This window comes from Hyphomonas atlantica corrig. (assembly GCF_017795365.1).
In the GTDB taxonomy this organism is placed as follows: Bacteria; Pseudomonadota; Alphaproteobacteria; order Caulobacterales; family Hyphomonadaceae; genus Hyphomonas; species Hyphomonas atlantica.
Window position 1 is genome coordinate 1,441,714 of sequence record NZ_CP051254.1, and the last position, 16,080, is coordinate 1,457,793.

Here is a 16,080-nt window from a genome sequence, read left to right on the forward strand (position 1 = left end):
AGCCAGGGCAGACAAGGCAAGTTTCCATGAACATACACGAATACCAGGCCAAGGCCGTGCTGAAATCTTTCGGCGCTCCAGTGGCAGAAGGCGTACCCGTTCTTTCTCTTGATGACGTGCAGAAGGCGGTTGATACGCTGCCGGGGCCGCTCTGGGTTGTGAAGTCCCAAATCCACGCAGGTGGTCGCGGCAAGGGCAAGTTCATCGAAGACGCTGCTGGCGAAAAGGGCGGTGTTCGCCTCGCCTTCTCGAAAGAGGAAGTTCTGGAGCACGCCAAGGCGATGCTCGGCCATCACCTTGTCACCGCGCAGACCAGCGCTGAAGGCAAGCAGGTCAACCGCCTCTACATCGAAGACGGCGCCGATATTGACCGCGAACTCTACCTGTCCCTTCTCGTTGATCGCGCCACGGGCCGTCCGGCCTTTGTTGCCTCTACTGAAGGCGGCATGGACATCGAGGAAGTTGCGCACGAAACGCCAGAGAAAATCCTGACGCTTCCGATCGACCCGACCACGGGCGTGACCGATGCGGATGCGGCGCAGCTGTGCGACGCGCTGAAGCTGGACGGCGCAGCCCGCGAAGACGGCATGAAACTGTTCCCGATCCTCTACAAGGCCTTCACCGAGAAGGACATGGCCATGCTGGAGATCAATCCGCTGATCGTGATGGAAAATGGCCACCTTCGCGTTCTCGACGCCAAGGTCAGCTTTGACGGCAACGCACTGTTCCGCCACCCGGACATCGTTGAACTGCGCGACACGACCGAGGAAGACGAGAAAGAGATCGAAGCTTCCGAGTGGGATCTCGCATACATCGCGCTCGACGGCACGATCGGTTGCATGGTCAACGGCGCTGGCCTCGCCATGGCGACGATGGACATCATCAAGCTGTACGGTGAAGAGCCTGCAAACTTCTGTGACGTCGGCGGCGGCGCCAATGCCGAGAAAGTTGCTGCGGCCTTCAAGATCATCATGAAGGACCCGAACGTGAAGGGCATCCTCGTGAACATCTTCGGCGGCATCATGAAATGTGACGTCATCGCAGAGGGCGTGATCGCCGCGGTGAAGGAAACCAACCTCGCTGTGCCGCTGGTCGTTCGCCTTGAAGGTACGAACGTCGAGATGGGCAAGGAAATCATCAAGAATTCCGGCCTGAACGTCATCCCTGCCGATGACCTCGACGACGCCGCCCAGAAAATTGTTGCCGCTGTTAAAGAGGCCTAAGGAAACATGTCCATTCTCATCGACAAGAATACCAAAGTCATCGTCCAGGGCCTGACCGGCAATACGGGCTCTTTCCACACCAACCAGGCGCTGGAATATTTCGGCACCCAGATGGTGGCCGGTACCCACCCGAAGAAGGCTGGCCAGAAATGGGCTGCCGACAATGGCGCAGAGCTGCCGATTTTCGCGAATGCGGGCGAAGCCAAGGAAGCCACAGGCGCAACAGCCTCTGTTATCTATGTGCCGCCAGCCGGCGCTGCTGCGGCCATTGAAGAAGCCATCGACGCGGAAATTCCGCTGATCGTCTGCATCACCGAAGGCGTGCCGGTTCTCGATATGGTTCGCGTGAAGGCAAAACTGGACAAGTCCAGCTCCCGCCTGATCGGGCCGAACTGCCCCGGCCTGCTGACGCCGGAACAGTGCAAGATCGGCATCATGCCGGGCAAGATCTTCCAGAAGGGCTCAGTCGGCGTTGTTTCACGCTCCGGAACGCTGACCTATGAAGCCGTGTACCAGACCTCTCAGGCGGGCCTTGGCCAGACCTCCGCGGTTGGTATCGGCGGCGACCCGGTCAAGGGCACCGAATTCATCGACGTGCTGGACATGTTCCTGTCCGACGACGAGACCCAGTCGATCATCATGATCGGCGAGATCGGCGGCACAGCGGAAGAAGAAGCTGCGCAATTCCTGATCGATGAGGCCAAGAAAGGCCGGAAAAAGTCGATGGTTGGCTTTATTGCCGGGCGGACTGCACCGAAAGGGCGCACAATGGGCCATGCCGGTGCTATCGTGTCAGGCGGTCAGGGCGATGCCGAGAGCAAGATCGCGGCGATGGAAGAGGCAGGTATTCGTGTCTCCCCGTCACCGGCGCGTCTCGGGACGACCATGGTCGAAGTGTTGAAGGGCTAGCCCGAAAGCACACATACAGCCAGGACGGCCCGTCCGGGCCAGTCTGGCGAGGCCAGCATCTGTCCCCGCACAGGCCGTCCTAGAGAACCTCAGTCCCGGTAGGAACCGGGCAAGTATTTTGTTCCTTAATGTCAGGGGACAGGTCCCAAAGGACGGATTGAAAAATGGCAGATGACGGCAGCCCGGTAGACGGCTCACGCAGCGCAGGTAACAGCGCAATGCTGGAAACAGCATTCCTGTATGGTGGTTCAGCCATGTGGCTGGAACAGATGCAGGCAGCCTATGCAAAGAACCCCGCGTCAGTTCCCGAGAGCTGGCGCGCCTTCTTTGCGGAGCTCAACGATGATTCGGCAGACGCCGCGAAGAATGCGGATGGTGCGAGCTGGAAGCGCGGCGACTGGCCCCGTCCGGTCAGTGACGAACAGGTTGCCGCCTTTGACGGCAACTGGGCGCTGGTCGAGCCGAAGCTCGAGAAAAAGCTGAAATCCGCCAAACCGGCCGCCTCTGCCGAGGAAATCGCGCAGAACGTCAAGGATTCGATCCGCGCCATCATGATGATCCGCGCCTATCGGATGAGGGGTCATTTGGCGGCGCAGCTTGATCCGCTGTCGTTGGATGTTCCGGAAAAACAGCCGGAACTGGATCCGGCCAGCTATGGCTTTGGCCCAGCTGATATGGATCGCAAGATCTTCATCGACGGCTATCTCGGGCTAGACCATGCGTCCGTCAGCGAGATGCTCGACATTCTGAAGCGGACCTATTGCTCGACCATCGGCATCGAGTTCATGCACATTTCCGATCCGGAAGAGAAAGCCTGGCTGCAGGAGCGTATCGAAGGGCCGGACAAGGGCGTCGCCTTCACCGAGCAAGGCAAGAAGGCGATCCTCGCCAAGCTGATCGAGGCGGAAACGTTCGAACGCTTCCTGCACAAACGCTATCCGGGCACGAAACGTTTCGGTCTGGACGGTGGTGAGGCAGCGGTTCCGGCGCTGGAACAGATCATCAAGCGCGGTGGTGCGCTGGGCGTGCGCGAGATTGTTGTTGGCATGCCGCACCGTGGCCGCCTGAACATGCTCGCAGCCGTGATGGGCAAGCCCTACGAGCAGATCTTCCACGAATTCCAGGGCGGTAACACGCAAGGTGCCGGCGAGTTCGGCTCCGGCGACGTGAAGTACCATCTCGGCGCCTCGTCTGACCGCGAATTTGACGGCAATGAAGTTCACCTGTCGATGAACGCCAACCCGTCCCACCTTGAAGCGGTGGATCCGGTGGTGCTCGGCAAGTCGCGCTCCAAGCAGGAAATGCTGCACCGGGAAAGCGGCACGCTGGACCGGTCGACTGTTCTGCCGTTGTTGCTGCATGGGGATGCGGCGTTTGCGGGGCAGGGCGTGGTGTCTGAGTGTTTCGCGCTGTCCGGTCTGCAAGGCTATCGCACAGGCGGTACGATCCACTTCATCGTGAACAACCAGATCGGCTTCACAACCAGCCCGATCTATTCGCGGTCCTCACCATATCCGACCGATGTTGCGCTGATGGTGCAGACGCCGATCTTCCATGTGAATGGTGATGACCCGGAAGCGGTCACCTATGCTGCCAAAGTGGCCACTGAGTATCGCCAGAAATTCGGCAAGGACGTCGTCATCGACATGTTCTGCTACCGTCGCTTCGGGCACAATGAGGGCGACGAGCCCATGTTCACCCAGCCGGTCATGTACACCAAGATCAAGGGCCATGCCTCGACGCGCGAAATCTACGCCGAGCGCCTTGTGAAGGAAGGTGTTCTGACGGCGGAACAGATAGAGCAGCAGGTCGCTGATTTCGAAGCCTATCTCGACCGCGAGTTTGAAGCGGGCAAAACGTTCGAAGCCAAGAAAGCCGATTGGCTGGACGGCGAATGGAAGGGCCTTGGCCTGCCGGACGACGACGAGCGTCGCGGCAAGACCGGCGTTTCCAAGAAACGCATGCAGACGATTGGCCAGACCATCACGACCATTCCGGAAGGCGTCGACATTCACAGGACGCTGGCGCGGGTCATTGATGCGCGGGCCAGTGCCATCTCGAAAGGGAAGGGCCTCGATTGGGCGACGGCAGAGCACCTGGCGTTCGCAACCCTGCTTGACGAAGGTTTCCCGGTTCGCCTCTCCGGTCAGGATTGCGGTCGCGGGACATTCTCTCAGCGCCACAGCCACATTATCGACCAGACCAATGGCGACCGCTATACGCCGCTGAACAATATCAGCGACACGCAGGCCAATTACGAGGTGATCGATTCGCTTCTGTCGGAAGAGGCTGTGCTTGGGTACGAGTACGGATATTCTCTGGCAGACCCGAACACGCTGACCATGTGGGAAGCCCAGTTCGGTGACTTCTCCAATGGTGCGCAGGTCTTCTTCGACCAGTTCATTTCCTCTGCAGAGCGTAAATGGCTGCGTATGTCCGGTCTCGTCGTTCTGCTGCCGCATGGCTATGAAGGTCAGGGGCCGGAGCACTCCTCCGCGCGCCTCGAACGCTTCCTGCAGATGTGCGCTGAGGACAATTGGCAAGTCTGTAACCTGACGACCCCGGCGAACTATTTCCACGCCCTGCGTCGCCAGATCCATCGTGATTTCCGCAAGCCGCTGATCATCATGACGCCGAAATCTCTTCTGCGTCACAAGCTGGCCACGTCCAGCCTGGATGACATGAGCACTAAATCCTCATTCCACCGCATTCTTTGGGATGACGCCGAAACGCCGGGCCGCGAAGGCAAGGTGAAGCTTGTGAAGGACAACAAGGTCCGCCGCGTCGTTCTGTGTTCGGGCAAGGTCTACTACGACCTGTTCGAAGCGCGCGAAGAGAGCGGTGAGGATGATGTCTACCTGCTGCGGGTGGAGCAGTTCTATCCGGTTCCGCGCAAGTCGCTGATCCAAGAGCTGAAACGCTTCCCGCAGGCCGAGATTGTCTGGTGCCAGGAAGAGCCGCGCAATATGGGTGGCTGGACCTTCATCCGCGACGAGCTGGAATGGTGCGCCAATCAGGCAGGCATGCAGCACACACGGCCATCCTATGCGGGTCGTCCGCCATCGGCGGCCACGGCAACCGGCCTTTTGTCCAAGCACAAGGCCGAGCAGGACGCACTGATTTCGACCGCACTTGGAAAAGACCCCGTCGACGACAATATCGTCGCCAGCTGAATTTGATGACTACGAACGGACTGATTTCATGACCGATATCACAGTGCCTACCCTCGGCGAGAGCATCACCGAAGCCACCGTCGGCCAATGGCTGAAGGCCGCTGGCGACGCGGTGAAGAAAGATGAAGTGCTCGTCGAACTCGAAACAGACAAAGTGTCTGTTGAAGTGTCCGCCACCGAAGATGGCGTCTTGTCCGAAATCGTCGCCAAGGAAGGTGACACGGTCGAGATCGGCGCGCTTCTCGGCAAGCTCTCCGGTGGGAATGGCGCAGCTGCCAGCACTGCCGCTGAAGCCTTGCCGGAGCATGGCGGTCCGAAAGAGCCCGGCGGCGTTCCGGGCAAGGACGACAAGGGCGAACTGGTCGATGTTGAAGTGCCGACAATGGGCGAAAGCGTTGCCGAAGGTACGCTGTCGACCTTCCTGAAGGCCCCTGGCGATGCTGTGAAGAAAGACGAGACCATCGCTGAGATCGAAACCGACAAGGTTGCACTCGAAGTGCCAGCACCAGCTGATGGTGTTCTGGCCGAACTGCTGGTGGGCGAAGGCGATTCTGTTACGCCGGGCTCCGTCATTGCACGCATCAGCGCTGGCGGCTCTGCACCGGCTGCTGCGCCAGCCGCATCTGCACCCGCCGCGTCGACCTCTGCGCCAGCCGCAACGGGCGAACGTCCTGTCGCGCCGTCCGTACGCCGTATTTCCGCTGAAGCTGGTGTGAACCCGGCTGATATTCCAGGCACTGGCCGCGACGGTCGTGCAACCAAGGCCGATGCCATGAACTATGTAAACAGCGCGCCGAAGGCAGCTGCGGCACCTGCCGAAGCGAAGGCTCCTCGGGATATTGGTCCGCGTGAAGAGCGTGTTCGCATGACGCGTCTGCGCCAGACCATCGCACGCCGTCTGAAAGAGGCGCAGGACACTGCCGCCATGCTGACGACGTTCAATGATGTCGACATGGGCGCCATCATGGATTTGCGGAAGAAGCACCAGGAAGCCTTCGTGGCCAAGCACGGCATCAAGCTGGGCTTCATGAGCTTCTTCGTGAAGGCGTGTGTCAACGCGCTGAAGGAAGTTCCGGCCGTGAATGCCGAGATTGATGGCACGGACATCATCTACAAGAACTATTACGATATCGGCGTAGCCGTTGGTACGGACAAGGGCCTTGTGGTTCCTGTAGTTCGGGACTCTGACGATTTGTCGCTCGCCGGTATCGAGAAGTACATCGCCGATCTTGGCAAGCGCGCCCGCGACGGCTCGCTGACCATTGGCGATATGCAGGGCGGCACATTCACCATTTCGAATGGCGGCATCTATGGCTCGCTCATGTCCACGCCAATCCTGAACCCCCCACAATCCGGCGTGCTCGGCATGCACCGGATCGAACAGCGCCCTGTGGCCATCAATGGCGAAGTCAAAATCCGCCCGATGATGTATCTGGCGCTGTCCTATGACCACCGGATCGTCGACGGTAAGGAGGCTGTGACCTTCCTCGTCCGCGTCAAGGAAGCCCTGGAAGATCCAGAGCGCATGCTTCTCGAAGTCTAGGCCTTCGCGGTCAGCCAACCCTTGATCAGTCCCGCCTGTACGCATTGTACGGGCGGGATGAATCCTGCCGTCTCGATCATGGCTTCAACGTCTGATGGGCCGTGGCACGCAAAGATGGTTCCGAAACTCTTTGCGTACTGTTCCTGGCCTTCTGGCGCCATGCCGGCCTTGGCCATCATTCCCTGCCAGAATTTCATCAGGGTCTCGAACTCCGCGCCTGATTGATCCGCGCAGAGATCGGCATTGAGCATCGGGGCGCCCGGTTTCAGCCGATCTGCGATGGAGCGGAAATAGTCAGTTCGCGCGTCGGCCTGCTGCACGAAATGCGACACCAGCAGGCTGGTGGCAGCATCGAAGTTACCGGCATCGACCTCCGACACATAGGTCGCGTGAAACGTGCATCGGTCGGCGAAGCCCTCTGCTTCGGCATGGCGCTTTGCAATCTCCAGCATGGCAGAGGCCGGATCCACGAGCGTGAAGCGCCAGTTCGGGAAGAGGGGGGCCAAGTGGCGCACTTCCGCGCCCGTGCCCGCCCCGGCGATGAGAAGATGTGCAGTCTCTGGAAGGTTTGCGAATGTGGATTCCAGCGCCAGATGGATCATGTCCTTGATGCCATGCAGCGCCTTGAACCGGTCATCATAGGTTGCGGCATGGTCTGGTCCAAAAGTGACCAGCGGATCGAAATCAGTAGACATGGCGGATGCTCCAATTGTTACATTGTAACTGTTAGTGTAGGGCGGAACATGTCGCAATCGGAAAATTGGGAGTCCGGGCGGAATTCGTGTTTCGAATACAAAAGAGGGCAGATGCATTTCTGCACCTGCCCCTTCGCGTCAGTCCCCTGATCGCAGACCTGCCTGAAGGCATATCCCCACCGCCTGCGACGTGTTGCATTTGTTACGCGTCGCAACACATGTTGGGGTATAAGGTGGTTTGATTGAACGCTCTCCCAACGCCTTGTTATTTCACGTTCATTTGCCGCTACGTATCAAAAAGGCTACGCTGAGGCGTGCTCTCGGGGCGAAATGGGACGTACTTCTTGCCCTTATATGAGCGCGCAGAATGGAGGCGATGGGCATGTGTGGGGCTCACTTGTTTGACCTGAACGGATAAGGACGCACGCAACCAGAAGCTCCCCGACGCGTATTTGCTTGAGCCGTAACAGGCACAACACAAACAAATGGGGACTAATCACATGGAAGAATTCTGGCGAAATACAGTCGACCAGGCGCAGACCTACGGGCCTCAGCTCCTGAAGGCTGCACTGGTGATGATTGCTTTCATCATCGGCGCATTCATCGTCCGCTGGTTGATTGCAGCCGCGATTGACCGCACCGGCCTTGCCAAAAAGGCAAACGAATCCACCGCGACCAGTGACAGCAAATCGCTTGGCACCAGCCTGGCCCAGGCGGCCTTCTGGGTGACGATCCTGATCGGCCTGATGCAGGCGCTTGCCATCGCCGGTGCAACACAGATTTCCAGCGCCTTGCATGGGGTTATTGATCCCATCCTGTCCTACCTGCCGAACGTGATCGGCGCGGCGCTTATCTTCGGTATTTTCCTGATCATCGCCAACGTTGTGCGTGAAACCTTGAAGGCCGTGCTGGTTTTCGGTGACGGTATGCCGGAACGGTTTGGCCTCGCGACAGGACGAGTGAACATTTCCGGTATTGTCGCCTCTGTCGCCTTCGCGGTGTTGATCATCATCGGTGCGATCATGGCCTTCGATGTCCTCGCCATCGAGGCGATCTCCGCGCCAGCTAATGCGCTGCTGACGGACATTATCGGCATCATTCCGAATGTGCTTGCAGCAGGTGTTATTCTCGCAATCTTCGTGCTGATCGGGCGGTTTGTGTCCAATCTCGTGCTGAAGACCTTGCCGGGCACCGGTGTCGATTCCGCCGTCTCGGAACTTGGCCTGTTGAAAGGCGCTGACAGTGGCCTGACCGCCAGCACCGTTATCGCGCGTGTCAGCATGTTTCTGATTGTTCTGCTTGGCCTTGTGGCAGCGCTCAATGTGCTCGGGATTGAATCGCTGACCTATGCGATGAATGTCGTGCTCGACATGGGCGTGCAGATCATTTTTGGCGCTCTGATCATCTTTGCGGGTGTATTCATCGCCCGTCTGGTCAGCTCTGCCATGGATTCCACCGGGGCAGGGGCAACGGACGTCACCGCTCGTGTGATGAAATGGATCATCATTGTCCTGTCGGTCATTCTCGGCATTTCGCGCATGGGGCTCGATCCGACCGGCGGCGTGTTCATTCTGGATGTGGCCAAATGGATGGTGATCGGCGGAGCCGGTGCATTCGCCATTGCCTTTGGTTGGGGTGGTCGTGAATGGGCCGCGCGTATCCTGGAATCGTGGCGCAGCACACGCTAGCAAGGCGATATCGCCAGATCAGGGGGCCATCCTTCCCGGTGGCCCCTTTTTCGTGAGCGCATCAAAGCCGGGGGCGCTTCGTCGCAGCTGCTTTGTTGCGGCAGGGCGTGGGGTCATATATGCGCGAAGCCACTTCTCATTGGGGCAGACACCGCATGACCACTTATACATTCGATCAGCGCCGTCATACGTCCGAAACGGCCGAGACGATGGCCGATGTGCGCTATGAAATTGACCGGATTGATCGCCTGCTCGTGGAGATCCTCGCCGAGCGCCAGTCTTTCATGGACGCGGCTGCGCGTATCAAGCCAGACCGTTCGAAAGTCTATGACGCAGATCGTATCGAGGATGTTGTTGCAAAGGTGAAAGCGGCTTGCCAAGGCGCTGGCCTGTCGCCGGCGATTGCCGAACCGGTCTGGCGAAAGTTGATTGAGCGCTGCATCGCCTATGAATTCGGAAGCTACGACACGCGGCGCGGCGGCGACGTATAATCGTAGAGAAGCTGCGCGACTTCTTCAAGCGTATCACCGAGCACATCCTTGATTTCTCCCAGCATGACAGCTGCTGCCGTAACGCTTGGCGGGGTGTCTGACCGGCCGGCCTTTTCTGCCGTTTCGCATTTGGCAGCCAGGCGGATTGCACCAATCCCGAGGCTGGCCCCTTTGAGCGTATGCGCTGCGTCCGCCCATTGAGTGGTTTCGGCTTGAGGATCGAGCATGCGGGACCAGATTTCGGCCTGTTCCCGGAATATCTCGACGACTTCCTTGGCGAGGGCGGTGTCACCGCCTGTCATGGCATCAAGGTGCGCGCGGTCGAGCAGGGCGAAAGTCTGGGTCATGGCATTTTGCTCCGGAACGTTCACTGTCGCAGTGACGGGCTGACCAATCGTTAACGAAATTACAAATTCCGAATTCTCTGCGCGACGTGAATTTATCGATTGTCGAAAAGCCCTTTTTGAACTATTATTCATCTGCGCCCACTTCCGTGGCGCGTTTCTGTTTTGGCTCTGGGGAAGAACGATGCTGGCGTTCGTTGTGTTTGTGCGTAATCTGGTTTTGGCGGCCGTTCTGGCTTGGCTTGGTCTGGAATTCACGCCTGAGCATGATGAAGCTCAGGATACCTCCCGGCAGAATGTGGCCGTAAGCGCGCTGCTCGCGCGCTAAGGCGTTTACGAACCCCGCCCATAAATGCACACATTGTGGTCTCGCGCCGGGCGAAATGTCGCGGTATACTCCCGTCATGGACGATATGCCCGCCGCTCGCCCGTCTGGCCGCGATTTGCTTGTCAGGCAAGAGGCGTCTGAGAACTTCGAGCTCGCCCGTCATGGCGGCAGCTGGATGGTTGTCACTGGATTTGTCGTAGCTGTTTTCTGGATCGTCGGTGCAATCTCCATGGCCGTGGGCCTCTGGGGTGTGGACGAGCTGAAACTCATGCCCCCGCTGGTTTTGGCAGGGGGTGGCATGGCGCTGGTCGTGCCCGCTCTCCTGATGATCATGGCCGGATACATGGGCCGAACCAATCGTCGCGCCGCGGCCTCCAATGCATTGGTGATGGAGGCTGCCGTCCGCCTGATGGCGCCGGCCCGCGAGGCAGGGACTGAGGGCATTACCTTTGCAGAGCAAATGAAGCAGGCCGCCGCTGAAGTGGATCGGGCGATGGCGCATGCCCTGTCTGCAATGAAGGCGATGGCCGGGGAAATTGGCGACGAACGGTTGCGGTTGGAATCGGTCGCCTATGCTAGCGCGGACAATGCCCGCGAGCTTACGGAGCGGCTGGGCCAGGAGCGGCACGCCCTGGAAGGGCTTGCCCGGGATCTGCGCACACACATGCAATCGCTGAACGAGGCAATCCCGCGTCAGGCACAGATGATGGTGAAAGCCGCCCGCGATGCCAGCGAAGAAGTTTCCCGCGCCGACGGGGCGCTGGAACAACGCCTTGAGAGCATGCAACTCGCTGGCCGGACACTCTCTGAAAAGCTGGTTGAACTTGATGCGCTTGCCCGTGACGCCGCCACGCGTACCGAAACGCTGACATTCGCGGTATCTCGCGTTGAGGAGAAGCTCGACCAGTCCCGCCGGACGGTAGACGCCGCGGTGCGGGCAGGGGAGATTGCCGCTGCGGCGGCGATGACCACGGGTGACGCCCTGAAGGATGCAGTCTCTTCAGCGCTGGACGGGGCCCGACGCGCCAATCATGAAATCAACAATTCCACACGTGAAGCCGCTGAGAACGCGGCGCGGGCTCTGGCGCGTCTGCGCGAAGCGGGAGATGAGGCCGCTGCAGCGATCAGGTCTGCCGAATACGCCGCCAAGGCTGATACGGTCCGCATGGAACACAAGCTGCGCCAGGCGACTGTCGAAGAGGATGCTTCACGGGGCGAGATTGAGCCGGAGCAGGGCCCGCCAGCCATCGTGCCGCCTCAGGCCGAGCCCGAGTTCGGGGCAGACACGGAGTTCGAGCCTGAACCCTTCGATGCCGAATCTTTCGATGATGAGTTTGAAGAGGATGACACGTTCGAGCCTGCGCCTGTCCGCAATGGGAACGGCCATGCCAATGGTTATCATCCAATTGTCCGCAACGGTCATGTGCCTGAGCCCGCGCCGGAGCAGGCGGACGATGAACCCGTAGAGCGGCCTGCCGCACCAGAGCCCGCTCCCGCGGCCCGGCCGAGCATGGAAGACGAATTGTTCGACGCCGCTGCAGATGCCCTGGCCGATGCAAGCCTGAGCGATGAACCTGATGTGCCGGAAGACACATGGGACTTTGGCCGAGAGCTGGAGAAGCGCCAGCCAGAGCCTGCGCCACACCTGTTGCGTCGTCGCCATGATGACGTGCCGCTCGACGCGCCGACGCCTGACGAGACCCCACGACGCCGGGCGACAGATTTCCTGCCGGCTGCGCCAGAATTGCCTGAACCAACAGTCGAGCCTGAGCCAGCGCCAATGGTGCCAGCCCAGCCGTCCTCACCGCCAGCTTCCGGCGCGGAAATGGGATGGCGGGATATTATCTCTGACATGAGCCGCGAAGACCGACCGGTGCGGCAGCGCGAAGAAGTGGCCGAAGAACTGATCGACCGGCTGCAGACATCCGGCATCATCCTGCCGGAAGCGATCCGCCCGAAAGCCAAGCGCAAAATTGCCGAGGCCGCGCGCCGCGGTGTGAAAGAGCGCAAATCCGCGATCATCTCCCAAGCGGGACGTCAGGTGGAACGGGTCACCCAGCGCCTGCGCAATGACCGTGAATTGATGGATCTGGCGCGGGATTTCCTCGACATGGAATCCGAAGACGCCCTTCACGCGCTGGAGCAGACGCAGAAGACCGGGCGGAATGCCAGTGCGCGTCTTGCGGCCTATCTGTTGCTGGATGCTGCGCTGTAGTCAGCGGCTCAGCAAGACGATTGCGACGACACCCGAGGCAAGCAGGAGAATTCCTGCGACTTCCAGCAACGATACGCGCTCCCGGAACATGAGACGTGAGGCGACAAGGGTGAACAGGATTTCGACCTGACCAACAGCTTTCACGCTCGCAGCATCTTTCAACGTGAACGCGGCCACCCAGGCCATCGACCCCAGAAAGCCGATCAGCCCCACCCACCCGGCATGACGCCACGCCCCGAAGAGTCGGGCGGTCTGACCGGGCTCTCTCAGGCGAAGCCAGACAAGCAGCAGGGCTGACTGGACGACCGTTACAAAGGCCAGCGTGGTGGATGTGCTGAGCACCACATTGGCGTCGCCAAGCGACAGGGATGCACCGCGAAGCGACACTGAAGACACGGCAAAGCACGCCCCTGACAGCAGCCCGATCCATAAGGCACCATCAGGGCGCCATTTCCCGTGCTTGCCCTGGGGAAGCGAGATCAGGATGATACCAGCGATGCTGGTAATGATTGCCAGCAAGGTAGGCAGCGTGAGCGCGTCTCCCAGTAGCAGAATTCCCACCAGCGCCGCCTGAATCGGCTCAGTCTTGGTGAAGGCGGTGGCCGCCGCAAAATTGGCGCGTGAGAACAGGTGGATCAGCAATCCCGTCGCCAGCACTTGCGCGACCGCGCCGACAAGGGCGAACGCAAAGAACTGGCCCGACAGGTTGGGCAGGGGCGCACCGCGTCCCAAAGTCAGGGCGAGCAGCACGGCGATTGCTAGCGGCGCCGCATAAACGAAGCGGGTTGCTGTCGATCCCCATGTGCTGAGCCGGTCTTTCAGCTGTTTCTGAAACGCAGAGCGGAGATTCTGGCAGAACGCAGCCGCCAGCGTCATGGAAATCCAGAGATCCATTTCGGGTAATCTTTATATTGCGCAGTGCTGCTGGATCAGGCGGCTTGCGACCGTTTGGCCTTGCGGGCCTCCAACTTGTTCACAGCATGGAGATATGCCTTGGCACTTGCGACCAGCGTATCCGGATCGGATGAGCGTCCCGTGGACATGATGCCATCGCTGTTGAGCCGGACAGACACAGTGGCTTGCGCATCCGTGCCTCCGGTGACGGCGTGGACCTGGTACAGCTCCAGCTTGCCCTCATGTGGGACGATCTCGCGAATGGCGTTGAACACGGCGTCTACCGGCCCGTTTCCACGCGCGATCGCGAACTTGTCTTCACCTTCGACAACCAGATCGATTTCGGCAGTCTGAGGTCCATCCGTGCCAGCAACTACACGCAGGCGCTTGAATGCGATCCGCTCACCTTCAGTCGCCAATTGATCATCGACCAGCGCGATGATGTCATCATCGAAGACGTGTTTCTTGCGGTCGGCCAGCGCCTTGAAGCGCTTGAACGCATCGTTCAGGGCCTCACCTTCCATGCTGTAGCCAAGCGCTTCCAGCTTGTCGCGGAAGGCGTGACGCCCGGAGTGTTTGCCCATGACCAGGGATGTCTTGGCGACGCCAACATCTTCTGGCCGCATGATTTCATAGGTTTCGGCATTCTTCAGCATGCCATCCTGGTGGATGCCGCTTTCGTGTGCGAAGGCATTCTTGCCCACGATGGCCTTGTTGTACTGCACAGGGAAGCCGGTGATACGGCTGACCATTGCGGAGGCGCGGGAAAGATAGGCCGGCTTGATGTCTGTCTCGAAGGGCAGCGTGTCGCTGCGCACCTTCATCGCCATCACGATTTCTTCCAGAGCGGCGTTGCCCGCGCGCTCACCAAGGCCATTGATGGCGCATTCAACCTGGCGCGCGCCATTGGCGACGGCATTGATGGAGTTGGCGACTGCCAGGCCCAAATCGTTGTGGCAATGCGCAGACCAGATCACCTTGTCGGAATTTGGCACCGTCTCGATCACCCGCCGGAACAGGGCGCCATATTCATCTGGATGCGAATAGCCGACCGTATCTGGCAGGTTGATCGTGGTTGCGCCGCTGGCGATAGCTGTGTCGATACATTTGCACAGGAAGTCGAATTCCGTACGTGTCGCGTCTTCGGCGGACCATTCGACGTCGTCGGTGTGATTGCGGGCCTGCGCAACTGAGCGGCCAACGGCTTCCAGAACAGCGTTCGGGCCCATCTTCAGCTTGTGCTTCATGTGGACCGGGCTGGTCGAAATGAAGGTATGGATGCGTGGGCGGGCCGACTTCTTCACGGCTTCGGCGCAGCGCTCGATGTCGTTCGGCGTCGAGCGGGCGAGGCCACAAATGATGGCCGACCGAGATTGCTCCGCAATGGCGCTGACCGCGGCGAAGTCGCCTTCGGACGCGGCGGGGAAGCCGGCTTCGATGACATCGACGCCCATGGTTTCCATCAACTCGGCCAGTTCGAGCTTTTCATTATGGGTCATGGAGGCGCCAGGCGATTGTTCGCCGTCACGCAAGGTTGTGTCGAAGATACGGATGTGAGGATTGGATGAAGTGGACATTGTCTAGCTACCGGGTCTGGGAATGGAGTGTGAGGTTGATTGTACCCCCTGACCGCGTGCTTGCCCTGGCTGAACCCTAGGCAGACATCACCGGCCAGGGGCCGGTAAGCAGTAGCTGAAGAGGCAATTTATTCCACATAGGGAGCTTCATCGGCCTATGGCGCGGCGCTGTCAACCTCGTTTTGCGGAATGAGGGCAACAGATTGCCCCGCCTTGCGCATGCGGGCGCGCGCATAGGCGGCGATGGCGATATAGACCGCAATGGCGGCGCCCGCAGCGGCGATGGCGACGAGCGGATTGCCCTTGAAGGCAGCAAACAGGCTCTGACCTGCAAATGCGATCAGGGCGATCTTCGGAATGATACCAACGCCCATGCCGGCCCAGTAATGCAGGAACTTTGCATGGCTGACCCCGAATGCCATGTTCACGAGCAAGGCAGGGCCAGCCGGTACGTTCCGGACGATTGCGCTGGTCATCAAGGCATTGCGACCAACAAAGCCAGACAGCTTGTTGGCCGTCTCGCCAGCATAGCGACGGAAGGTTTTCTCGCCCGCCAGCCGTCCGGCATAAAACGTCGCGGCCCCTGCCACCATGTTTGCAATCCATCCCATGAAGGCGCCGAGCCAAGGCCCGAACATGGCAATAGAGATCGCCAACAGGGCAAATTGCGGAATGCCGACAAAGGCGCCGACGACGAATAGCACGATCAATGCCGGAAGCGCCCACGGGCTGGCAGCGATGCTTTCCATCGTGGTCTGCAGCGCTTCAAGGTCGGTCAGGTTTGTGGTCTTTCCGATCAGGAACAGGACCAGAATTACCAACAGTGCAACCCCGCCGATGATGGCACCTCGGCGGGCATTGGCGTCGAGAACTTTTTTCGGAGCTGGCTGGGTGTCCATGAGCGTACTTTCAGACTTGCCGCGATTTACGGCATTCCGCCGGGTGCCGCAAAGTTAATTTATGCAGCAGTTGATCGATCCGTAGCACACCGATACGTAGT

13 protein-coding genes are annotated in these 16,080 nt (G+C 59.7%); 8 read left to right on the forward strand and 5 right to left on the reverse strand.

Features of this window, described 5'->3' with window-relative positions:
• Nucleotides 1-26: 26 nt before the first annotated feature.
• The 4 genes from sucC to odhB all read left to right on the forward strand — a co-directional run bounded on the left by sucC (nucleotide 27) and on the right by odhB (nucleotide 6,848).
• On the forward strand, nucleotides 27-1,223 hold the full coding sequence (gene sucC, locus HF931_RS07170) for an ADP-forming succinate--CoA ligase subunit beta (RefSeq protein ID WP_035547185.1): 1,197 nt from the start codon (nucleotides 27-29) through the stop codon (nucleotides 1,221-1,223).
• A gap of 6 nt (nucleotides 1,224-1,229) precedes the next feature.
• Entirely contained in the window at nucleotides 1,230-2,132 is a 903-nt protein-coding gene (gene sucD, locus HF931_RS07175) for a succinate--CoA ligase subunit alpha (RefSeq protein WP_273242736.1), read from the forward strand.
• Nucleotides 2,133-2,296: 164 nt separating this feature from the next.
• Nucleotides 2,297-5,305, forward strand: a complete 3,009-nt coding sequence (locus tag HF931_RS07180) for a 2-oxoglutarate dehydrogenase E1 component (RefSeq protein WP_273242738.1) — start codon at nucleotides 2,297-2,299, stop codon at nucleotides 5,303-5,305.
• Between the two features lie 28 nt (nucleotides 5,306-5,333).
• Nucleotides 5,334-6,848, forward strand: coding sequence for a 2-oxoglutarate dehydrogenase complex dihydrolipoyllysine-residue succinyltransferase (gene odhB / locus HF931_RS07185; protein ID WP_273011600.1), 1,515 nt, complete (start codon nucleotides 5,334-5,336; stop codon nucleotides 6,846-6,848).
• Here odhB and HF931_RS07190 read toward each other — a convergent pair.
• Nucleotides 6,845-7,543 carry a class I SAM-dependent methyltransferase gene (locus HF931_RS07190; protein ID WP_051602374.1) on the reverse strand — a complete coding sequence of 233 codons (699 nt, stop codon included), beginning with the start codon at nucleotides 7,541-7,543 and terminating at the stop codon, nucleotides 6,845-6,847. The two genes, odhB and HF931_RS07190, sit on opposite strands and share 4 nt — an antisense overlap.
• 500 nt (nucleotides 7,544-8,043) lie before the next feature.
• Between HF931_RS07190 and HF931_RS07195 the strand changes: the two genes are divergently transcribed.
• Nucleotides 8,044-9,231 (forward strand): mechanosensitive ion channel, encoded by a 1,188-nt coding sequence (locus tag HF931_RS07195; protein WP_035547178.1) that lies wholly within the window; start codon nucleotides 8,044-8,046, stop codon nucleotides 9,229-9,231.
• 155 nt (nucleotides 9,232-9,386) lie between these two features.
• Nucleotides 9,387-9,722 carry a chorismate mutase gene (locus HF931_RS07200; RefSeq protein WP_273242743.1) on the forward strand — a complete coding sequence of 112 codons (336 nt, stop codon included), beginning with the start codon at nucleotides 9,387-9,389 and terminating at the stop codon, nucleotides 9,720-9,722.
• Here the strand turns inward: HF931_RS07200 and HF931_RS07205 are convergent.
• The gene (locus HF931_RS07205; RefSeq protein WP_273242745.1) at nucleotides 9,692-10,069 is read right to left on the reverse strand and encodes an Hpt domain-containing protein; all 378 of its coding nucleotides are present in this window, start codon (nucleotides 10,067-10,069) and stop codon (nucleotides 9,692-9,694) included. The genes HF931_RS07200 and HF931_RS07205 overlap by 31 nt on opposite strands.
• Before the next feature lie 181 nt (nucleotides 10,070-10,250).
• Between HF931_RS07205 and HF931_RS07210 the strand changes: the two genes are divergently transcribed.
• Together HF931_RS07210 and HF931_RS07215 are read left to right on the forward strand one after the other, a co-directional pair.
• On the forward strand, nucleotides 10,251-10,394 hold the full coding sequence (locus HF931_RS07210) for a hypothetical protein (RefSeq protein WP_155841604.1): 144 nt from the start codon (nucleotides 10,251-10,253) through the stop codon (nucleotides 10,392-10,394).
• Between the two features lie 55 nt (nucleotides 10,395-10,449).
• Nucleotides 10,450-12,609 carry a hypothetical protein gene (locus tag HF931_RS07215; protein ID WP_273242748.1) on the forward strand — a complete coding sequence of 720 codons (2,160 nt, stop codon included), beginning with the start codon at nucleotides 10,450-10,452 and terminating at the stop codon, nucleotides 12,607-12,609.
• Here HF931_RS07215 and HF931_RS07220 read toward each other — a convergent pair whose 3' ends face one another.
• The 3 genes from HF931_RS07220 to HF931_RS07230 all read right to left on the reverse strand — a co-directional run bounded on the left by HF931_RS07220 (nucleotide 12,610) and on the right by HF931_RS07230 (nucleotide 15,979).
• A complete protein-coding gene (locus HF931_RS07220; RefSeq protein ID WP_273242750.1) occupies nucleotides 12,610-13,503 on the reverse strand; it encodes a DMT family transporter in 894 nt (297 codons plus the stop codon). It abuts the gene before it with no gap.
• A gap of 35 nt (nucleotides 13,504-13,538) precedes the next feature.
• Nucleotides 13,539-15,080: a 2-isopropylmalate synthase gene (locus HF931_RS07225; protein WP_035547164.1), complete on the reverse strand. Its 1,542-nt coding sequence runs from the start codon at nucleotides 15,078-15,080 to the stop codon at nucleotides 13,539-13,541.
• Nucleotides 15,081-15,235: 155 nt separating this feature from the next.
• Complete coding sequence (locus HF931_RS07230; protein ID WP_051602372.1) at nucleotides 15,236-15,979, reverse strand: TVP38/TMEM64 family protein; 744 nt, start codon at nucleotides 15,977-15,979, stop codon at nucleotides 15,236-15,238.
• Between the last annotated feature and the right edge of the window lie 101 nt (nucleotides 15,980-16,080).

Excerpts from the sequence above, each read along its gene's own strand:
- HF931_RS07215 (WP_273242748.1), top strand. The coding sequence starts at position 10,450 with ATGTCGCGGTATACTCCCGTCATGGACGATATGCCCGCCGCTCGCCCG.
- HF931_RS07220 (WP_273242750.1), bottom strand. The coding sequence starts at position 13,503 with ATGGATCTCTGGATTTCCATGACGCTGGCGGCTGCGTTCTGCCAGAAT.
- HF931_RS07225 (WP_035547164.1), bottom strand. The coding sequence starts at position 15,080 with ATGTCCACTTCATCCAATCCTCACATCCGTATCTTCGACACAACCTTG.
- HF931_RS07195 (WP_035547178.1), top strand. The coding sequence starts at position 8,044 with ATGGAAGAATTCTGGCGAAATACAGTCGACCAGGCGCAGACCTACGGG.
- sucC (WP_035547185.1), top strand. The coding sequence starts at position 27 with ATGAACATACACGAATACCAGGCCAAGGCCGTGCTGAAATCTTTCGGC.
- sucD (WP_273242736.1), top strand. The coding sequence starts at position 1,230 with ATGTCCATTCTCATCGACAAGAATACCAAAGTCATCGTCCAGGGCCTG.
- HF931_RS07205 (WP_273242745.1), bottom strand. The coding sequence starts at position 10,069 with ATGACCCAGACTTTCGCCCTGCTCGACCGCGCGCACCTTGATGCCATG.
- HF931_RS07200 (WP_273242743.1), top strand. The coding sequence starts at position 9,387 with ATGACCACTTATACATTCGATCAGCGCCGTCATACGTCCGAAACGGCC.
- HF931_RS07180 (WP_273242738.1), top strand. The coding sequence starts at position 2,297 with ATGGCAGATGACGGCAGCCCGGTAGACGGCTCACGCAGCGCAGGTAAC.
- odhB (WP_273011600.1), top strand. The coding sequence starts at position 5,334 with ATGACCGATATCACAGTGCCTACCCTCGGCGAGAGCATCACCGAAGCC.
- HF931_RS07210 (WP_155841604.1), top strand. The coding sequence starts at position 10,251 with ATGCTGGCGTTCGTTGTGTTTGTGCGTAATCTGGTTTTGGCGGCCGTT.
- HF931_RS07230 (WP_051602372.1), bottom strand. The coding sequence starts at position 15,979 with ATGGACACCCAGCCAGCTCCGAAAAAAGTTCTCGACGCCAATGCCCGC.
- HF931_RS07190 (WP_051602374.1), bottom strand. The coding sequence starts at position 7,543 with ATGTCTACTGATTTCGATCCGCTGGTCACTTTTGGACCAGACCATGCC.